The following is a 17130-nucleotide window of genomic DNA, read 5'->3' as shown; positions in this document are numbered from 1 at the left end:
TTCAGCTGCCGGAGCGACCCCTCGGCACGTCGCGGAATGCCAGGTTGACGTCGTGAGTCTGCTCACGCGGCATCCCGAGCAGTCGCTCGCTGATCGCGTTGCGGGCCATCTCGGTGGTGCCGCCTGCGATCGTGGAGACCTGCCGCATGAGGTTGTCCACGCCGCGTTCGGCGACGGCGCCGTCGTCGCTGTCCCACGCGGCACCGGAGGCATCGGTCAGCTCGTATCCGATAGACGTGGAGCGTACGGCGGCCACACCGGTCATCAACCGGGCGATGCTGGCCGCCTGATCCGACACGGTCTTCTTGGCAATACCGCGCGAAATACGCTGTTGCAACGCATCTTTGACCACATCGAACATCCGCGCCTCGCCGATCAGATCGCGACTGATCGGATCGTCGGCCCGGCCGGAATCCTGCAGCACCTCGACCAGCTCGGGCACGCGCGAACCACCGCGGGCCGAACCGGCAGGCATCGTCGTATACGGCGAGTGATGGGCCATCCGCTCATGGAACATCCAGCCGGTGCCGACCTTCCAGCCGTTGTCGATGTCACCGACCCGGTCGCTGTCCGGGACCCTGACGTCGGTCAGGTATTCCTGGCAGAACTCCCGCGACCCGTTCAGGAGTTCGATGCGATGCACCTCGATGCCGGGCTGGCGCAGCGGCAGCATGAACACCGTCAGACCCCGATGCTTGGGGACGTCCCAGTTGGTGCGGGCCAGGCACAACGCCCAGTCCGACCACCAGGCGCCGGTGGTCCAGATCTTCGACCCGTTGAGCACCCACTCGTCACCGTCACGCACCGCGGTGGTCAACGCGCCTGCCACATCCGACCCACCGCTGGGTTCGGAGAGGAACTGCATCCAGATCTCCTCGCCCTTCAAGATGGCGGGGATGTGCTGCTTCTTCTGCTCTTCGGTGCCGTAGTCGAGGATGACACCCACACAGGGCGCAAACGTGGGCGACTGCAGACGGGCCGGATACTCGTAACCGCCGAGCGCGTCGTCGAGGGCTTTCAGGTGGGCCCGGGTGAGTCCGCGCCCGCCGTACTCGCGCGGGATGCAGATGCCGGCGAATCCGGCGTCGTAGAACATGCGCTGGACCTCACGCTCGCGCGCGACGAGGGCGACTTCCTCTTCGTCGCTGCCCTCATTACGCATGACTCCGATGTGGGCGGCGGGGTCGGAACGCTTGAGATTGTCCTGAACCCAGGCCCGCGCGCGGGCGCCGAACTCCTCGACGGATTCGATCTCGGTGTCTGTATTGGGGGCGGTCATACCGTGGCCTCCTGGCGCAGGACGATGTCGGCGATGCGTTGACGGTGATCGGCAGGTACACCGAAGGTGGATCGATTGGCACTCGCGCGCCTGCTGTACAGGTGCAGGTCGTGTTCGAACGTGACACCGATGCCGCCGTGGATCTGCACACAGTCCTGCATCAGTTCTTCGCCGTACTGACCGATGTAGGCCTTGGCGGCACTGACGACTTCCGCAACGTTCGGGACCTGCGCAGCGACTGCCGCTGCGGCGGCGTCGGCAACGGCGTGACTGGCTTCGAGCCACATCTTCATGTCGGCGAAGCGATGCTTGATCTCCTGGTAGGAGGCCAGGGCCCGGCCGAAGGAATAGCGGTCGAAGGCCCACTCGAGTGTCATGTCGAACACCGACTGCATCGCGCCGACCGACTCGGCGCAGCTGATCACGATCGCCACCTGACAACCGCGGGTGACGGCCTCGCGAGCCTGCCCCGGCTCACCGACCAGCGCCGAACGCGGCACGCGGACATTGTCGAAGTCGACGGCCGCGTAGCGCCGGGTCAGGTCGATCGATTGCAGGGGCTTGACCGTGACGCCGGTGGCGGTCCGCGGGACGAGCACCTGCGACAGGCCTTCACCGGTCCGCCCGACCACGAGCAGGTGGTCGGCGGCCGCAGCGCCTTCGACGGGGCGCTTGGTCCCGTGGACCACCACCTCGTCGCCGTCGATGGTGATCGAGGTCGCGGGGACGGCCACCAATGATTTCGGGTTCGGCCGGGCCAGTGCCCAGGCCGCGGTCGCCGTGCCTGCCAGAAGTGCTTCGAGCACCGCAACGTGATCATCGGAGCCGTCGGTATTCAGAAGTGAGGCAACGACGTTCGTGGGCAGCAGCGGGCCCGGCGCAGCGTGGCGGCCGAACTCGTGGGCCACCAACGTGAGGTCGGCGAGCCCCGACCCACTGATGGATCCACCACCGTGCCGCTCGTCGACCAGCAGGCTGGTCCAACCCAGCTCGGCGCCTTTGCGCCAGTAGTCCGACGGATACCCGACCGGGTCGTCCCGAAGACGACGGAGTTCGGCAACCGGCACCTTGGCGGACAGGAACCGGTCCGTGGTGTCCCGGAAGAACTCTTGATCGTCAGTCAGTTCCAACAACATGGGCGTGGACGTCCTCACCTCGGTCGCACCTGCGGATACACAAATCTCTCTGAGCGAGAACGTAATTCTCATCCAGAATTCAATTAGTAGCCGCTCGGGGCCTACCGGGGCAAGTGGAGGTCACCGGCGAATCACGCCCACGTAGAATTCGACGATGAGCTTTCAGGGCTTCCCCGAGGCCGCACTCGACTTTTACGACGACTTGGAGCAGGACAACTCCAGAGCGTTCTGGGATGCGCACAAAGAGACGTACCAACTCGCTGTCGCAGGTCCGATGAACGAACTCACCGAAGCGTTGAGCGACGAGTTCGGTGCGCCCAAGGTGTTTCGTCCCTACCGCGACGTTCGGTTCGCCAAGGACAAGACGCCGTACAAAACGCACCAGGGAGCGTTCGTGGCCGTCGGACCGGCGACCGGCTACTACGTACAGATCGGCGCTCCGGGTGTGAAGGTCGCCGTCGGCTACTACGACTCGCCTGCTGAACGACTGGCGAATCTGCGGTCCGCGATCGACAACGACCTCTACGGCCCCGAACTGGAACATCTCGTCGATGCCATGCGGGCGAACGGTTGGGACATCGGCGGGAGCCAACTCAAGACCGCGCCCCGCGGGTGGGACGTGAACCATCCACGGATCGCGTTGCTGCGCCACAAGACCCTCACCGCCACCCGCGACTTCGGGTTCGACGAGTTCATCCATACCCCAGCACTGGTCGACCGCGTGCGTGCGGAGTGGCGAGCGGGCACACCACTGGTCGAATGGGCGATGCGCCACGGATAACGGCGCGACGTCGAATCCTGGATGGTTGACTGATCGGAACCTGAACCCCGTCCATGGGCTACCACCAAGGATTCTGATGACAACCGGATCGTTGCGGCCACGTGCCGGCACCATGGTGTCCCTCGTCGTGATGCTGACCATCGCGACACTGCTACTCCCCGCGGCCGGATCCAGCGCCGATCCGCGGATGTCCTCGGCCGGCACGGATGGGGTCAGCACGGATGGACGGTGGCTGATCGACGCCCGCGGACGCACGATCTACCTCCACGGATTGCAGATCGCCCACAAGAAGCCTCCCTATCACCCGCCTGCAGAAGCGGTCACCGATCGCGATGCCGAGCTGCTGACGTCGTTGGGCGTCAACTCCGTTCGGCTCGCCTGGTTCTGGAAGGGTTTGGAACCCACCCGCGGCGTTATCGATCAGGCCTATCTGAACGAGATCCTCCGCGAGATCGACGTGCTGACCCGGAACGGGATCTGGGTGCTGCTGGAGTTCCATCAGGACAACTACAACGAAAAGGTGAACGGCGCCGGATTCCCGGACTGGGCCACCTTCACCGACGACTGGCCGAATCCACCGGAGATCACCCAAGGTGCCTCGGCTTTCACCAACCCCGCACTGCAGCGGACGTTCGACAATCTCTACGCCAATCGGGACGGCATCGCTGATGCGATGGCGGGCGCGTGGCGCACCCTCGCGCAAGCGGTCCAGTCCGAGGACGTCGGCAACGATCATCTCCTCGGCTACGACCTGTTCAACGAGCCATGGCCGGGGACGGCGTTTCCGAGCTGTCTGCCGCCGGGTGGGTGTCCGGACTTCGACAAGAACCAGCTACAACCGCTGCAGGACAAACTCGCCCTCGCGGTGCGTTCGGTCGACCGCGCCACCCCGGTGTTCTATGAGCCGCATCTGATCGCCGACATCGGATCGCCGACGTTCCTACAGCCGCCACCGGCCGAAGTCGAGCCGGTGGTGTTCGGCTTCCACGATTACTGCGGTACCTCGCTGGCGACCAAGAGCGCCGACCAGGAGTCCACAGCGCTCGGGTATCCGGCCTGCCCCGAGCTGGACAACACCGTCTACCGCAATGCGATCAGTGCGGCCGACCGGATGGGTGCGGCGGTGGTGCAGACCGAGTTCGGCGACACGCAGGACGTGGTCGAGATCGAACGCATCATGCAACTGAGCGACAAATACCTGACCGGCTGGATGCTCTGGGGCTACAAGGACTGGATCGACTATCCGGGCGGCATCGGCGACGGCGACCTGTTCGACGATCCCGATGACATGAGCACCATTCGGCAACCGATGGCGGATGTGATCGCACGTCCGTCTCCGCAGGCGATCTCTGGGGTGCCCACCCGCTATTCCTACGATCCGGCAACGGGACGCGTGGTGCTGGACTGGACGCCACGTGCGGGCGTGCGCGCACCAACCGAGATCTTCGTCCCCGTCGACCGCCACTATCCGGGCGGCTACACGGTCCGGGTGACCGGCGGACAGGTGACCTCAGCACCGAACGCGCAGTTGCTGGAAATCGAGAACACCGGAGGCACGGTCACTGTGGAACTCACTCGCTGATGAGGCCCGGGATCTCCACGGGACTTACACGACTACCTGCAAATAACGCCTGACCTTGTGGTCCCGGCTGGGATCGAACCAGCGACCTTCCCGGTGTGAACGGGACGCTCTTCCACTGAGCCACGGGACCAGATTGTCGTGACCGAAATCCTTCGGTTGCGACCGGAAGACATTAACACGATGACCCCGCGCGTAACCAAATCGCAAGGTCGATCCCACCAACCCCACCGACACCACCCGAAACTCGATCAACACGGGCGCCGCCTTCACCGAAAACCGGGCTGATCAGGCGATTTGTGACTTTGCGGGTCGGTCCGATAATGTTTGTCCTCGTTGCCAGGACAGCATGACCAAGACCCTGGTTCCGAATGCGGATGTGGCGCAGTGGTAGCGCATCACCTTGCCAAGGTGAGGGTCGCGGGTTCGAATCCCGTCATCCGCTCGATCGAGATTCACCGTGGCGGTGTGGCCGAGTGGTGAGGCAACGGCCTGCAAAGCCGTGCACACGGGTTCGATTCCCGTCGCCGCCTCCACAAGTTGGATAGGCTAAAACTAAACAAGTCTCGCGCGATTAGCTCAGCGGGAGAGCGCTTCCCTGACACGGAAGAGGTCACAGGTTCAATCCCTGTATCGCGCACCATCGTTGAAGAAGCCCCGGTTTGTACCGGGGCTTCTTCAACGAATGCGGATGTGGCGCAGTGGTAGCGCATCACCTTGCCAAGGTGAGGGTCGCGGGTTCGAATCCCGTCATCCGCTCCAAAAAGAACGAAGTCCCCCGTGAACAAGCGCGATTAGCTCAGCGGGAGAGCGCTTCCCTGACACGGAAGAGGTCACAGGTTCAATCCCTGTATCGCGCACCATCGTTCGAAAGGAAAAACCCAGCCCTGCGGCTGGGTTTTTCTTGTGCACTACCACCTACAGCCACAGCCGGGCCGCTCATGCGGTCCGGCTTTTTGCATACTTCGAAGGAATTCGCTTGACCGTCACTCAAGTCAGTGCTTGAGTGGCAGTCAAATGAAAATGACACGTACGTACACCCAGACCGGCCGCGCCGAGAGCAAAGTTGCCACGCGGGAGCGAATCCTCGCCGCCGCGAAGGACCTCTTCATGGAAAAGTCCTTCGAGGACGTGACGCTGGCGTCGATCGCCAAGGCATCGGGTTGCTCACACCAGACCGTGCTCAATCATTTCGAATCCAAGGCCGGAGTGGTCCTCGGATTGGCCGAGTCGCTGGCGGAACAGACCAACGTTGCCCGTCACGCCGCGCGGCCCGGCGACATCAGTGGTGCCATCAGCGCACTGGTCGGCGAGTACGAGCTGATGGGCGATGCGAACGTCCGGTGGGCGATGTCCGCCGATCGCTTTCCCGACCTGGCCGCCGCATTGGACAAAGCCCGGACCTTTCACCAGCAGTGGTTGGCAGCGATGTTCGGCGACCACCTGCCCACCGAGCCGGACGCACGCGCGCATGCACTGAACACCTTGCACGCGGCCACCGATGTCTACGTCTGGAAACTGCTGCGGCGCGATCTCCGTCTGAGCCGATCGGCAACCGAACAATCGATGGCCGATCTGGTCGTCGGCGTCCTGAAAGGAACCAGAACATGAATGTTCACACGTATCTTTTCGCGCTGGTCGACGGCGGCGGCACGGTACCCCCTGAACTCGGTGCCGCCCGCAGACTCATCGAACGTGGCCACCATGTCACCGTCCTCGCCGAGGATTCGATGATCGCCGATGTCGAAGCCATCGGCGCGACTTTTGTGCCCTGGACATCCGCACCGAATCGTCCCTCACGCAGCGCGCAGGACGATCCTCTGCAGGATTGGGAATGCTCGAACCCGATCGCGTTGTTCACCCGGCTCCGCGATCGTCAGTTCGTCGGCCCGGCTCCCGCCTACGCCCGCGACATGGTCGCGGCCATCGACAAGGTGCATCCCGATCTGGCGATCTGCTCGTTTTTCGCGGTCGGCGCGATGGTCGCAGCGCAGGCCCGCGGAGTTCCGTTCGATGTGCCGTTTGCCAACGCCTATCTCCTGCCCGCGAAAGACATGCCGCCGTTCGGCCTCGGACTGCGGCCGGCCGACGGCCGGCTGACCCGACTCCGTGATCGCATCGTCCGGACACTGACACTTCGGCAGTGGAACAAGGGCACCGAGGCGCTGAACGCACTGCGGGTGGCCTATGGACTGGCTCCGGTGCCGGAGTTCTTCGATCAGGTGCACGCGGCACGCAAACACCTTGTGCTCACCTCTGCCGAGTTCGACTTCCCCGCGCAGATGCCGGACCACGTGCGGTACGTCGGAGCTGTCCTCGACGACCCGGCATGGACCGTCTCGACTCCGTGGACGCCTCCCCCAGGTGATGCCCCATTGGTCCTGGTGGCCCTCTCATCGACATTTCAGGACCAGGTGGACTGTTTGCAGCGCATCATCGACGCGCTCGCGCAGATGCCGGTTCGCGGCTATGTGACCACCGGACCGGCGATCGATCCCGCCTCCCTGGACGCCCCCGACAACGTCACCGTGGTCACCGCGGCGCCCCACTCTGCGGTCCTGGAACATGCCCACGCGGTCATCACCCACGCCGGCCACGGCACAGTTGTCCGCGCCCTGGCTGCCGGTGTACCGATCGTCGCGATGCCCCATGGCCGGGACCAGGCCGACAACGCCGTCCGCGTCAGCGCCCGGGGCGCCGGGATCACGCTGCCGCGCAAAGCAACACCACAGAAGATCGCGGAGGCCACACGGCGTGTCCTGGAGGTTCCGTCGTACGGCGAGGCCGCAACCGAACTCGGCGCGATCATCAGGCGCGACGCGGCAGCGGGCACCCTGGTCGCCGAACTCGAGGACATCGAGGACACCGCGGACACCGGAACCGTCGACTCCGAACCGTCGACGTCGGGGCGTCAAGGGTGATGAACTAAAGGGTGCGCTCGAGAACTACGCGGCCGAGGTCCTATTCCGACGCCCCGCACGGGAGGAACACCATGAGCGAGAGCCCCAACGGCACCCCGGACGAGGTCGCCGAGATCATTGCATTCCTCCTCACCCGGCCACAGCACCTGGCCATCAACGAAATCCTCCTCCGCCCAGCCGACCAACAAGGATGACCGGCCACATGCCCGAATACGACACGGCGCAGATCCTCATCGCCGCGCCAGAAGACGCCGCGGAGATCGCGGCCGTTGCGGCCGTGACCTTCCCTCTCGCGTGCCCGCCAGAACTCACGATCGCCGACATCGACGACTTCGTGGCCCACAACCTCACGACGGAACATTTCCTGGCATTCATGGCCGAGCCCACACACCACGTCTTCAAGGCCGTCGACCCGGCCACCTCGGCGATCACCGGGTACGCACTTGTCATCGACGAAGAGCCCACTGATCGCGACGTGCTGGCCACCATCACCGAACGCCCGGTGACCATGCTGTCGAAAATGTACGTGCTGCCCGGCCATCACGGCCGCGACACGTCGGCCGGGTTGATGGCCGCGACGCTGGGCCACGCAGCGGAGGCCGGTAGTGCGCTGGTCTGGCTCGGCGTCAACCAGAAAAACATACGGGCACAACGCTTCTACCAAAAAATGGGATTCGGCATCGTGGGCCACAAGACCTTTCAGGTCAGCGGCACCAGGTGTAACGACTTCATCTTCGCGCGCAGGCCAGAAGACGGTTCCGTCTGAGCCGACACCCGGTCAGGGCCGCTCGCCCCTGGCAGCTTTCTCGACGATCGAGGCGATGCGCCTACGCTTCGTCTCCGGCCTCTTGGCCATGGCGATCTGCGTCAGCGCGAACTTCCGCACGCTGGGCGGGAATCCGTCCCAGTGACCGCGGGCCGTCGGAGCGGCGTCGAGCGCAGATGCCAGCTCCGCCGGTTCGATGAGAGCCTCGGCGTCCTCGAGGAGGTTCCACAAGCCGGTGGCCTTGGCATCGTCGATCACTGCTTGTCCCGGCGGCCGCATTCGGCCTTCCGCGATCAGATCGGCGACTCGCGCCTTGTTCGATGCCGCCCACGCACTGCTGCGCCCTCTGCGGGTGAACCACAATCCACGACGCTCATCGTCGATGGATCGGGTGTGGCCGTCGATCCAGCCCCAGCAGAGTGCCTCTCTGACGGCCCCGTCGTAGTCGAGGGGCACTTTGCCGGACTCTTTGCGCCAGAACACAAGCCACACACCTGGTGACGTGTCGTGGTTGTCTGCGAGCCACCGACTCCACGCCGCCAGATCGGTGGGGTGCACGTGGGGTGCCTCGGGGTCAGCCATCTGACCAGCCTAAGGCCAGGACGACCCACCCCGGATCGAGTCGCTGCCGGCTACCTGGATTCGGCGAACCGCGAGAGCGCCAGCAGACGAGAGGTCGCTCGCAGGTACTTCTTGCGGTAACCACCGTTCAACATCTCTTCGGTGAAGATCTCGTCGAGCTTCGAGCCCGAGACCATCAGCGGGATACCCGCGTCATACAACCGGTCGGCCAGGACGACGATCCGCAATGCCACCGTTTGATCGGCGGCCGGGTGCACCCCGGAGACGCAGGCGACGCTGACGCCTTCGACCAATGCCTTGTACTTCGACGGGTGCAGTTTGGCCAGATGCGCGCACAGCTCGTCGAAGTCGTCGAGGGTGGCGCCCGGAGTGTTCTCCGCCAGTTCCCGCAGTTCGGCATCCGAGTGCGGATCGGGCGCGGGCGGCAGGTCACGATGGCGATAGTCGGGGCCGTCGACGCGAATGGATTCGAAGACCGCCGACAGCTTCTTGATCTCCCGCAGGAAGTCCTGGGCTGCGAAACGGCCCTCACCGAGCTGTCCGGGCAACGTGTTCGACGTCGCGACGATCGAGACGCCCTTCGCCGAGAGTTCGGTCAGCAACCGTGACACCAGCATCGTGTCACCGGGATCGTCGAGTTCGAACTCGTCGATGCACAGCACCGTGTGGTCCGAGAGTCGCTCGAGGGCGTTGACGAAACCGAGGGCACCCACCACGTGCGTCACCTCGACGAACGTCGCGAACGCCTTGGGTTCGGGCATCGCGTGATAGATCGAGGCCAGCAGGTGGGTCTTACCGACACCGAATCCGCCGTCGAGGTAGAGCCCGATTCCGGCCTGCGATGCGGACTTGCGTCCGAACAGGCCTTTCTTGCCGCCCTTGACCTTCTTGGCACGTTCGACGAATGCGCGTGCAGCAGCAACCGCCTGAGCCTGGCTCGGCTCGTTGGGATCGGGTATGTAGGAATCGAAACTGACCTCGTCGAACATCGACGGCGGGACCATCTCACCGATGAGGGCCTCGGGTGCGACCTGCGGCGTGCGGTCGCTCAGACGTGCTGGCATGTCGAGAGCCTAGTCAAGTGGTCAGAATGGTTCCGTGCACCCATTGACGAAAGCGACCCAGCTCACAGGAACCCGGGGCAACGACAGCGCGGAAACCACGGTGGCGGACATCGGTTCCGAGGCTCTCGCGGACCTCTACGCCTATCCCCCGGCGCCGGCCGACGGCGTGGTGATGCGCGCGAACATGATCGGTTCCATCGACGGCGCCGCGGTGGTCGACGGCCTTTCCGGTGGCCTCGGCGGCGACGGCGACCACCAGTTGTTCATGGTGCTGCGCGGGTTGGCCGACGTGGTCGTCGTCGGGGCTCGAACCGCGATCGCGGAAGGCTACGGGCCGGTGCAGGCCAACCCCGACCTCGCCGAGCGTCGCACCGGATTGGGTCAATCCCCGAGGGCGACACTGGCATTGGTGAGCAGCTCGCTCAGCATCCCCTCCGACAATCCGCTCATCACCGATGCCGACACCGAAATCCTCACCTGCCGCAACGCTCCCGTTGACGCGCGCGCACGCCTTCTCGAGGCCGGTGCCACGCTCGTCGATTGCGGCACCGACAGTGTCGACATGACCGCGGTTGCCGCCCACCTGGCCCGCAGTGGCAGGCCGCGGGTCCTCTGCGAAGGCGGTCCGTCGCTGCTCGGCACACTGCTCGAACAGGATCTGCTCGACGAGTTGTGTGTCACGGTCGCACCGCTGCTCACCGCCGGAGATACCAAGCACCTCACCGCGGGCGGCACCGCCGGCCGCCGGATGCGACGGGCACACGTCCTCGCCGACGACCAGGACTACCTGTACGTGCGCTGGGTGCGCGATCCGCGATGACACCGGCGGCCAGTACCCTCGCCATCATGCGACGCCCCACCGTGATCCGCCGCCGGCTCCGACTGTGCGCGGTTGCCATGGCGGTGACGATCGGCACGCTCGCCGGTTGTTCCGCCGGTCCGGACCCCGGCCCCGATCTGGTGATCAAGCAGGACGGAAATGGGGAGCAGGCGCCATCGACCGCGAAGGCCCCGCCTCCACTGGACGCGCCCGCATCGGACCTCAACTGGAGCGAATGCACCGACCAAACGGTCGATCGTTTCGGCGTCGCCTCGCTGCCCGACGGCATCACCCTCGACTGCGCGAACTACACGAACTCGGTCACACCCGGTGTCCAGAGCATGGATTCTGTCCTGGTGTCCGCGGTGCGGGCCCGATCATCGGCGACTCCTGCCGACGCGCCACCGCTGGTCCTGACCTCTGGCACCGATCTCGCCTCGGCCCGAACCCTGGTGTCGCTGGCCTCCGGAGACGGCGCCGCCCTACTGGCAGGCAACCCGGTGGTCGCCGTCGACCGTAGGGGCACCGGCGAGTCGCTCCCCCTCGACTGCATGACCAACCTCGAACGCAACACGCTCCTGAGCAACGGCTTCAGCGTGCCTGCCGATGCGACCGCGGACCGCGAACGCCGCCTCACCGCCGCCGCGACGTCGGCATCCGACGGCTGCACGGAGACCCTGAGCCCCCACCAGGTGCAATTCACCACCAACAACGCAGCCGCGGACCTCGAGCAACTGCGCGTCCTGTGGGACGTCGAGCGCATCGGGATCATCGGGGTCGGGAACGGCGCCGCTGTGGCACTGGCGTACGCCGGTCTGTACACCGACCACGTTGCACGGCTGATCCTCGACACCCCGGCCCCATACGGCGCCAACGCCCAGAGCTCGGGCCAGCAGATCGCGGAGGGAACCACTGCCGCCCTGCGCACCTTCGCCGAACAGTGCCGGGCGGTGAGCTGTTCACTCGGCGCCGATCCCGCGGCCACCATCGCCGGGCTCCTCGACCGGGCCCGTGCCGGTGAGGTCGGCGGGCTCTCCGATACCGACATCCTGCTCGCGCTGACCACCACCATCGCGCTGACACCCGGTGACCGGCCCGATGTCATCGCGGCCACCTCCGACATGCTGAGCAAGGCCGACGACGGCACTATCGGTCCGTTGCGCGCGGCGATCGAGCAGGCCAGGGAGCTGCGCGGCAGCGACGGTCAGCTGCTCTCGCGCTGCAACGACACCACCGAACCCGTCGGCCAGAACCAGGTCGCGGACCTCATCACCCAGTGGAGTCAGCAGTACCCCCTGACCGGAGGCAATACGGCGCTCGGTCTCCTGCGATGCAACGGATTCCCCTCCGGCGACGCCGCGCCGTCCCTGCGCGAGCTGCCGGTGCCCGTCCTGGTCCTCCGGGGCGCAGGCGACCCGATCAACGGTCCCGTGGCGACGGACGGCGTCAACGGCGGTTTGGTGGCGGCCGGCGCCGACTTCTCGATGCTGACGTGGGAAGGGCTCGGGTACTCGGTGACCGCCCACTCCGACTGTGCAGGCGAGGCGGTCATGTCGTACGCCCGCTCCGGGGAGCCCCCGACGACGGGCGCATGTCCGGCCTGAGTCCCGTGTCGGCCGCCGCGACCACCGGCGACCGTAGTACGGTGCGGCAGTGCCGATGAATGACACCCGCGACGACGAACATGTGACGACCAGCCCTGCAACGATCCGTGATCGGCTGCTGTTTCCGCAGGTCGACATCGGCCGCATAGTGACGATGGTGCTGTGGCCTGCGGCCATCCTGATGGTGATCCAGCGGTCTCTGATCCTGGGTGTCAACGGCGATCGAACCGACGATTTCGCACCGGTGTACCAGGCCGCGCTCGCGTTTCTGCGCAACGAACCCGTCTACGACGGCAACTACAACACCGTCGATCCGCATTACCTGTATCCGCCGTCCGGCACCATGCTGATGGCGCCGCTGGGGTATCTCGACCCGGAAAAAGCCCGCTGGCTTTTCATCTTCGCCTCGGCGGCAGTCCTGGTCTTCTGCGCCTTCCTGATCACCCGGATGTTCGGGTATTCGTGGCGCTCCCCGGTGATGCCGGTGGTGCTGTTCGTGTTCTTCCTGTCCGAGAGCGTCGCGCACACGCTGATCTTCGTGAACTTCAATTCCTTTGTACTGCTGGGTGAATTGCTGTTCATGACCTGGGCACTCAAACGCAAGGATCTGTGGGCCGGTATCCCGTTGGGTATCACGATCGCGGTCAAACCGGTTCTGGCCGTGCTGCTCCTGTTGCCCCTGCTCAACCGGCAGTGGAAGGTGTTCATCGGCGCGATCGGAATGCCGATCCTGCTGACCGCGATGGCCTGGCCGCTGTCGGCCGACCCCATGGACTTCTTCACCCGCACAGCGCCGTACCTCTTCGAGGCCCGCGACTACTACAACAGTTCGATCGTCGGCAGCGGCGCCTACTTCGGGGTCGACACCTGGTTGGTCTGGCTGTTGCGTCTGGCCTTTGTGGCGATGGCGGCGTTCAGTCTCTGGTTCCTGTACCGCTACTACCGGAAAACCGACGAATTGCTGTGGATGGCAACCTCGTCCGGCGTTCTGCTGTGCACCTCGTGGCTGGTCGGTTCACTCGGCCAGGGCTACTACTCGATGCTCCTGTTCCCGCTGCTGATGACCGTGCTGATGCGTGGCTCGGCCATCCGGAACTGGCCGGCCTGGCTGGGCATCTACGGCTGCTTCACCTTCGACGCCTACTACTCGATTCGGTGGGAAGCACTCGGTCGGGCCATCGAATACAACAAGGTCACCTGGGGCTGGTCACTGCTGATGATCGCGGTGTTCTGTTCGCTGCTCTTCCGGTACCTCGATCTTCGAAAGCGAGATCAACCGATCCAGGCCGAACAACTGGCCTGACGCCACGGCCACAAACCTGACACCACCGGCGCAAACGAGCCGGATATACGAAGACGAGCCACATATGTGTGGCTCGTCTTCGTATATCCGGCTCGTCTATGTGTGCCGCCAGATCAGGGCAGGGAGGCGATCAACTTGTCGACCTCGACCCGCGGCCCGGTGTAGAACGGTGTCTCCTCGCGCACGTGCATGCGGGCCTCGGTGGCCCGCAGATCACGCATGAGGTCGACGATCCGGTGCAGTTCGGGTGCCTCGAAGGCCAGCAACCATTCGTAGTCGCCCAGAGCGAACGACGAGACCGTGTTGGCGCGCACGTCCTTGTATCCGCGGGCTTCCTTGCCGTGGTCGGCGAGCATCTTGCGACGCTCCTCGTCGGGCAGCAGGTACCACTCGTACGAACGCACGAACGGGTACACGCAGATGTACTTGCCCGCTTCCTCACCGGCGAGGAAGGCCGGGATGTGGCTCTTGTTGAACTCGGCCGGGCGATGCAGGGCCACATTGCTCCACACCGAGTTGCTGGCCTTGCCCAGGATGGTGGTGCGGCGGAAGTCGGCGTAGGCGGCCTGGATCTGTTCGACCTCTTCCGAATGCCACCAGATCATGAAGTCGGCATCAGCTCGCAGGCCGGCGACGTCGTAGAGACCGCGGACCACGACGCCGCGCTCTTCCAACGAATCGAAGAACTTGGTGGCGTCGGCAATCGCCTCGGTCCGATCGTCACCCAGTTCTCCGGGGCGAACCGAGAAAACTGAGAACATCAGATAGCGGACGGTGGCATTGATTTCGGCATAATCCAGGCGGGTCATGGATTTCATACTGCCACCCACCGACACCGTCTCGGCAGCCCAGGGGCACCGATGCGCGGAAGGTCAGGCGGTCAGGTCGGCGACGAGTTGGCGCGCGGCCAGGTCGGCCCGGCCGACACAGGCCGGGACCCCCACCCCGTTGTAGCTGGCACCGGCCAGGGCCAGGCCGCGCGGACGTCTGCGATCGAGCTCGGCGATCAGTTCGGCATGCCCGGTCCCGTAGCGCGGCAGCCCGGAAGGCCATCGCTGCACCACGGCGTCGACCGGACGCAGAGGTTCGCCGCGGCCACCGGAGATCCCGATGACGGTGGACAGGTCGCGCCTGGCCCAGTCGATGAGCTGATCGTCGTCGATGTCGGTGACGGACGCGCCGAACCGGCCGTAGGACGCGCGGACGAGGGCGCCGTGGCCTGCCAGATGCGGCCACTTCTGACTGCTGAAGGTGAACGCCTTGGCCCGCACCACGGTTTCATCGCTGGCCACCAGCACTCCGGACAACTCCGGCAAGATCACCTCCGGCCCCAAAGCCAGTGCCACCACGGCGGATCCGGAGATGTCGACGCGCGACAGCGGCTTCGCAAGGTCGGGCTCAGAGTTCATGACCCGGGCTGCGGCTGGCGCGGTGAGCGCACAGACGACCCCGTCGTAGGCGACGCCGTCGACAAGCCAGCCGCCGTCGCCGCGACGGATGTCGGTGACGATGGTCCCGGTGCGCAGCGTCGCCGCGGACCGCTCGATGAGAACGTCGATGAGTTCGGGGTATCCACCCGCCATTGCACCGAAGATCGGCCCCTGCCCCGATGCGGCGCCGAGCAGGTCGGTCACAGCTGCGGTGAGACTGGATACCCCGGCATCCAACTTCGCGGCAAGCGCGGGCAGCACCGCACGCAGACCCAGATCGTCGGCCCGCGCCGAATAGACGCCGGAGAGCATCGGATCGACACTGCGGTCGACCACCGAGCGGCCGAAACGCTGCGCGACCAATCCCCCGATGGAGACGTCCTGACCGGACGTCCACTCGAGCGGGCGGGAGGATTCGTCGGTCATCAACGCCAGATCGGCGGGTTCGGCGAGGTGCGCGACCACGGCCGGATCGGCGGGGATGCCCATGAGTGTGGGCCGCGCCATCGGTTCCAGGACCGAACGCGCCAGAATCCGGGGACCGAGGGTGCCCGGATGCACCATCCGCGACGAGATGCCGAGTTCGGCCAGCAGCGCCGGGACTTCCGGGCGACGCACCAGGAACGCTTCGGCGCCGACATCAAGCCGCACGCCGGCCAGGTCGACACCCTTGAGGGTGCCGCCGAGCCGGTCGGTGGCCTCGAAAAGGTCGATGGTGGCGTTCGGCCCGAGCAGTGCCCGCAGACGATACGCAGCCGTCAGACCCGAGATACCGCCACCGATCACTGCCAACCGCGATGGGCTCACAGCGAATGCACCAGCTCCACCACCCGCGTCAGCATGGTCGGGTCTGTGGTCGGCAGTACGCCGTGACCGAGGTTGAAGATGTGGCCCGCAGCACCGGCGGCCATTGCGGCGTCGGCTTCCGCGGCGATGCGACGGACGTGGGTTTCCACGACCTCCCACGGCGCGAACAGCAACGCCGGATCAAGATTGCCCTGCAGTGATTTGCCGGGTCCGACGCGACGCGCAGCCTCGTCGAGCGGGATCCGCCAGTCGACACCCACCACATCGGCGCCCGCGGTACCCATGTCGTGCAGCAATTCACCCGTTCCGACACCGAAGTGGATGCGCGGTACGTCGTAGGACGCGAGTTCGGCGAACACCCGAGCCGAATGTGGCCTGGCGTAGGTGCGGTAATCGGCGACCGACAGGGCCCCGGCCCAGGAGTCGAACAACTGGATGGCATCGACGCCGGCTTCGAGCTGTACCCGCAGGAACGCGATCGTGATGTCGGCGAGTTTGCCGACCAGTTCGTGCCACACCGCGGGCTCGGAGTACATCAGCGCTTTGGTGTTCTCGTAGTTGCGGCTCGGACCACCCTCGATCAGATACGACGCCAGGGTGAACGGTGCACCGGCGAACCCGATCAGCGCGGTGTCACCGAGCTCTGCCTTGAGGAGCTTGACCGCTGACGAGACCGCACCAACGGCCTCCGGCCTCAGGATCGGCAGGGCCTGTATATCGGCGTGGGTGCGCACCGGATTGGCGATCACCGGACCGACACCGGAGACGATGTCGAGGTCGATGCCTGCGGCCTTGAGTGGAACAACGATGTCGGAGAACAGGATTGCGGCGTCAACACCGTGGCGGCGGACCGGCTGCATCGTGATCTCACAGACCAGCTCCGGATCGAAGCAGGCCTCGAGCATCCCGCGACCGGCGCGGATCTCCCGGTACTCTGGAAGCGAACGCCCAGCTTGGCGCATGAACCACACCGGACGGCGACTGGGAACCTGCCCCCGGGCAGCCGCAACCAGCGGAGAGACAGTGCGAGCATCATGTTCAGACATCACCTCCACATG

Annotated in this window: 16 protein-coding genes and 6 tRNA genes; 14 read left to right on the top strand and 8 right to left on the bottom strand. The window is 65.4% G+C overall.

Annotation, left to right across the window (positions count from 1 at the left end):
- Position 1 precedes the first annotated feature (1 nt).
- Together AC1TPF_RS17675 and AC1TPF_RS17670 are read right to left on the bottom strand one after the other, a co-directional pair.
- On the bottom strand, positions 2-1279 hold the full coding sequence (locus AC1TPF_RS17675; RefSeq protein ID WP_482139284.1) for an acyl-CoA dehydrogenase family protein: 1278 nt from the start codon (positions 1277-1279) through the stop codon (positions 2-4).
- Complete coding sequence (locus AC1TPF_RS17670) at positions 1276-2415, bottom strand: acyl-CoA dehydrogenase family protein (protein ID WP_482139283.1); 1140 nt, start codon at positions 2413-2415, stop codon at positions 1276-1278. Before AC1TPF_RS17670 ends, AC1TPF_RS17675 begins: the two co-directional genes overlap by 4 nt.
- 154 nt (positions 2416-2569) lie before the next feature.
- On the opposite strand from AC1TPF_RS17670, the gene AC1TPF_RS17665 reads away from it, so the two are divergent.
- Positions 2570-3196 (top strand): DUF2461 domain-containing protein, encoded by a 627-nt coding sequence (locus AC1TPF_RS17665; protein ID WP_482144869.1) that lies wholly within the window; start codon positions 2570-2572, stop codon positions 3194-3196.
- Between the two features lie 76 nt (positions 3197-3272).
- Positions 3273-4778 carry a cellulase family glycosylhydrolase gene (locus AC1TPF_RS17660; protein WP_482144868.1) on the top strand — a complete coding sequence of 502 codons (1506 nt, stop codon included), beginning with the start codon at positions 3273-3275 and terminating at the stop codon, positions 4776-4778.
- A gap of 58 nt (positions 4779-4836) precedes the next feature.
- Here the strand turns inward: AC1TPF_RS17660 and AC1TPF_RS17655 are convergent.
- Positions 4837-4908: transfer RNA gene (locus tag AC1TPF_RS17655), tRNA-Val, on the bottom strand.
- Positions 4909-5148: 240 nt separating this feature from the next.
- Between AC1TPF_RS17655 and AC1TPF_RS17650 the strand changes: the two genes are divergently transcribed.
- The 9 genes from AC1TPF_RS17650 (at position 5149) to AC1TPF_RS17610 (ending at position 8462) form a co-directional block, all read left to right on the top strand.
- Positions 5149-5220, top strand: a tRNA-Gly gene (locus tag AC1TPF_RS17650).
- A 17-nt stretch (positions 5221-5237) separates the two neighbouring features.
- A tRNA-Cys gene (locus AC1TPF_RS17645) sits at positions 5238-5311 on the top strand.
- Positions 5312-5343: 32 nt separating this feature from the next.
- A tRNA-Val gene (locus AC1TPF_RS17640) sits at positions 5344-5418 on the top strand.
- Between the two features lie 44 nt (positions 5419-5462).
- A tRNA-Gly gene (locus AC1TPF_RS17635) sits at positions 5463-5537 on the top strand.
- A 26-nt stretch (positions 5538-5563) separates the two neighbouring features.
- Positions 5564-5638 (top strand) — tRNA-Val (locus AC1TPF_RS17630).
- 160 nt (positions 5639-5798) lie between these two features.
- Complete coding sequence (locus AC1TPF_RS17625) at positions 5799-6386, top strand: TetR/AcrR family transcriptional regulator (protein ID WP_482144867.1); 588 nt, start codon at positions 5799-5801, stop codon at positions 6384-6386.
- Entirely contained in the window at positions 6383-7696 is a 1314-nt protein-coding gene (locus AC1TPF_RS17620; RefSeq protein WP_482144866.1) for a glycosyltransferase, read from the top strand. The genes AC1TPF_RS17625 and AC1TPF_RS17620 overlap by 4 nt, the downstream gene beginning before the upstream one ends.
- A 71-nt stretch (positions 7697-7767) precedes the next feature.
- Complete coding sequence (locus AC1TPF_RS17615) at positions 7768-7890, top strand: hypothetical protein (RefSeq protein ID WP_482144865.1); 123 nt, start codon at positions 7768-7770, stop codon at positions 7888-7890.
- A gap of 8 nt (positions 7891-7898) precedes the next feature.
- Positions 7899-8462 carry a GNAT family N-acetyltransferase gene (locus tag AC1TPF_RS17610; RefSeq protein ID WP_482139277.1) on the top strand — a complete coding sequence of 188 codons (564 nt, stop codon included), beginning with the start codon at positions 7899-7901 and terminating at the stop codon, positions 8460-8462.
- A 12-nt stretch (positions 8463-8474) separates the two neighbouring features.
- Here AC1TPF_RS17610 and AC1TPF_RS17605 read toward each other — a convergent pair whose 3' ends face one another.
- Positions 8475-9044: a YdeI/OmpD-associated family protein gene (locus AC1TPF_RS17605; protein WP_482144864.1), complete on the bottom strand. Its 570-nt coding sequence runs from the start codon at positions 9042-9044 to the stop codon at positions 8475-8477.
- 50 nt (positions 9045-9094) lie between these two features.
- Complete coding sequence (gene zapE / locus AC1TPF_RS17600) at positions 9095-10108, bottom strand: cell division protein ZapE (protein ID WP_482139275.1); 1014 nt, start codon at positions 10106-10108, stop codon at positions 9095-9097.
- A gap of 34 nt (positions 10109-10142) precedes the next feature.
- Here zapE and AC1TPF_RS17595 point away from each other — a divergent pair, with 34 nt between their 5' ends.
- From AC1TPF_RS17595 to AC1TPF_RS17585, 3 genes are read left to right on the top strand one after another with little or no spacing between them, the layout of a single operon-like run.
- Positions 10143-10928: a dihydrofolate reductase family protein gene (locus tag AC1TPF_RS17595; protein WP_482144863.1), complete on the top strand. Its 786-nt coding sequence runs from the start codon at positions 10143-10145 to the stop codon at positions 10926-10928.
- A gap of 26 nt (positions 10929-10954) precedes the next feature.
- Positions 10955-12532: an alpha/beta hydrolase gene (locus tag AC1TPF_RS17590; RefSeq protein WP_482144862.1), complete on the top strand. Its 1578-nt coding sequence runs from the start codon at positions 10955-10957 to the stop codon at positions 12530-12532.
- Between the two features lie 55 nt (positions 12533-12587).
- Entirely contained in the window at positions 12588-13835 is a 1248-nt protein-coding gene (locus AC1TPF_RS17585) for a glycosyltransferase family 87 protein (protein ID WP_482139896.1), read from the top strand.
- A gap of 113 nt (positions 13836-13948) precedes the next feature.
- Here AC1TPF_RS17585 and hemQ read toward each other — a convergent pair whose 3' ends face one another.
- From hemQ to hemE, 3 genes are all read right to left on the bottom strand, one after another.
- Complete coding sequence (gene hemQ / locus AC1TPF_RS17580; RefSeq protein WP_482139272.1) at positions 13949-14644, bottom strand: hydrogen peroxide-dependent heme synthase; 696 nt, start codon at positions 14642-14644, stop codon at positions 13949-13951.
- A 63-nt stretch (positions 14645-14707) separates the two neighbouring features.
- Entirely contained in the window at positions 14708-16072 is a 1365-nt protein-coding gene (gene hemG, locus AC1TPF_RS17575) for a protoporphyrinogen oxidase (RefSeq protein ID WP_482144861.1), read from the bottom strand.
- Entirely contained in the window at positions 16069-17118 is a 1050-nt protein-coding gene (hemE, locus tag AC1TPF_RS17570; RefSeq protein WP_482139270.1) for a uroporphyrinogen decarboxylase, read from the bottom strand. The genes hemG and hemE overlap by 4 nt, the downstream gene beginning before the upstream one ends.
- Positions 17119-17130 lie beyond the last annotated feature (12 nt).

The sequence above is a fragment of the Williamsia sp. Y853 genome (assembly GCF_056786495.1).
The sequence above is the reverse complement of the archived record's forward strand: the minus strand, read 5'-3'. Positions and strand labels throughout refer to the sequence as shown.

Coding starts and splice junctions, on each gene's coding strand:
- AC1TPF_RS17675 (WP_482139284.1), bottom strand. CDS start 1,279: ATGACCGCCCCCAATACAGACACCGAGATCGAATCCGTCGAGGAGTTC.
- AC1TPF_RS17670 (WP_482139283.1), bottom strand. CDS start 2,415: ATGTTGTTGGAACTGACTGACGATCAAGAGTTCTTCCGGGACACCACG.
- AC1TPF_RS17665 (WP_482144869.1), top strand. CDS start 2,570: ATGAGCTTTCAGGGCTTCCCCGAGGCCGCACTCGACTTTTACGACGAC.
- AC1TPF_RS17660 (WP_482144868.1), top strand. CDS start 3,273: ATGACAACCGGATCGTTGCGGCCACGTGCCGGCACCATGGTGTCCCTC.
- AC1TPF_RS17625 (WP_482144867.1), top strand. CDS start 5,799: ATGACACGTACGTACACCCAGACCGGCCGCGCCGAGAGCAAAGTTGCC.
- AC1TPF_RS17620 (WP_482144866.1), top strand. CDS start 6,383: ATGAATGTTCACACGTATCTTTTCGCGCTGGTCGACGGCGGCGGCACG.
- AC1TPF_RS17615 (WP_482144865.1), top strand. CDS start 7,768: ATGAGCGAGAGCCCCAACGGCACCCCGGACGAGGTCGCCGAGATCATT.
- AC1TPF_RS17610 (WP_482139277.1), top strand. CDS start 7,899: ATGCCCGAATACGACACGGCGCAGATCCTCATCGCCGCGCCAGAAGAC.
- AC1TPF_RS17605 (WP_482144864.1), bottom strand. CDS start 9,044: ATGGCTGACCCCGAGGCACCCCACGTGCACCCCACCGATCTGGCGGCG.
- zapE (WP_482139275.1), bottom strand. CDS start 10,108: ATGCCAGCACGTCTGAGCGACCGCACGCCGCAGGTCGCACCCGAGGCC.
- AC1TPF_RS17590 (WP_482144862.1), top strand. CDS start 10,955: ATGCGACGCCCCACCGTGATCCGCCGCCGGCTCCGACTGTGCGCGGTT.
- AC1TPF_RS17585 (WP_482139896.1), top strand. CDS start 12,588: ATGAATGACACCCGCGACGACGAACATGTGACGACCAGCCCTGCAACG.
- hemQ (WP_482139272.1), bottom strand. CDS start 14,644: ATGACCCGCCTGGATTATGCCGAAATCAATGCCACCGTCCGCTATCTG.
- hemE (WP_482139270.1), bottom strand. CDS start 17,118: ATGTCTGAACATGATGCTCGCACTGTCTCTCCGCTGGTTGCGGCTGCC.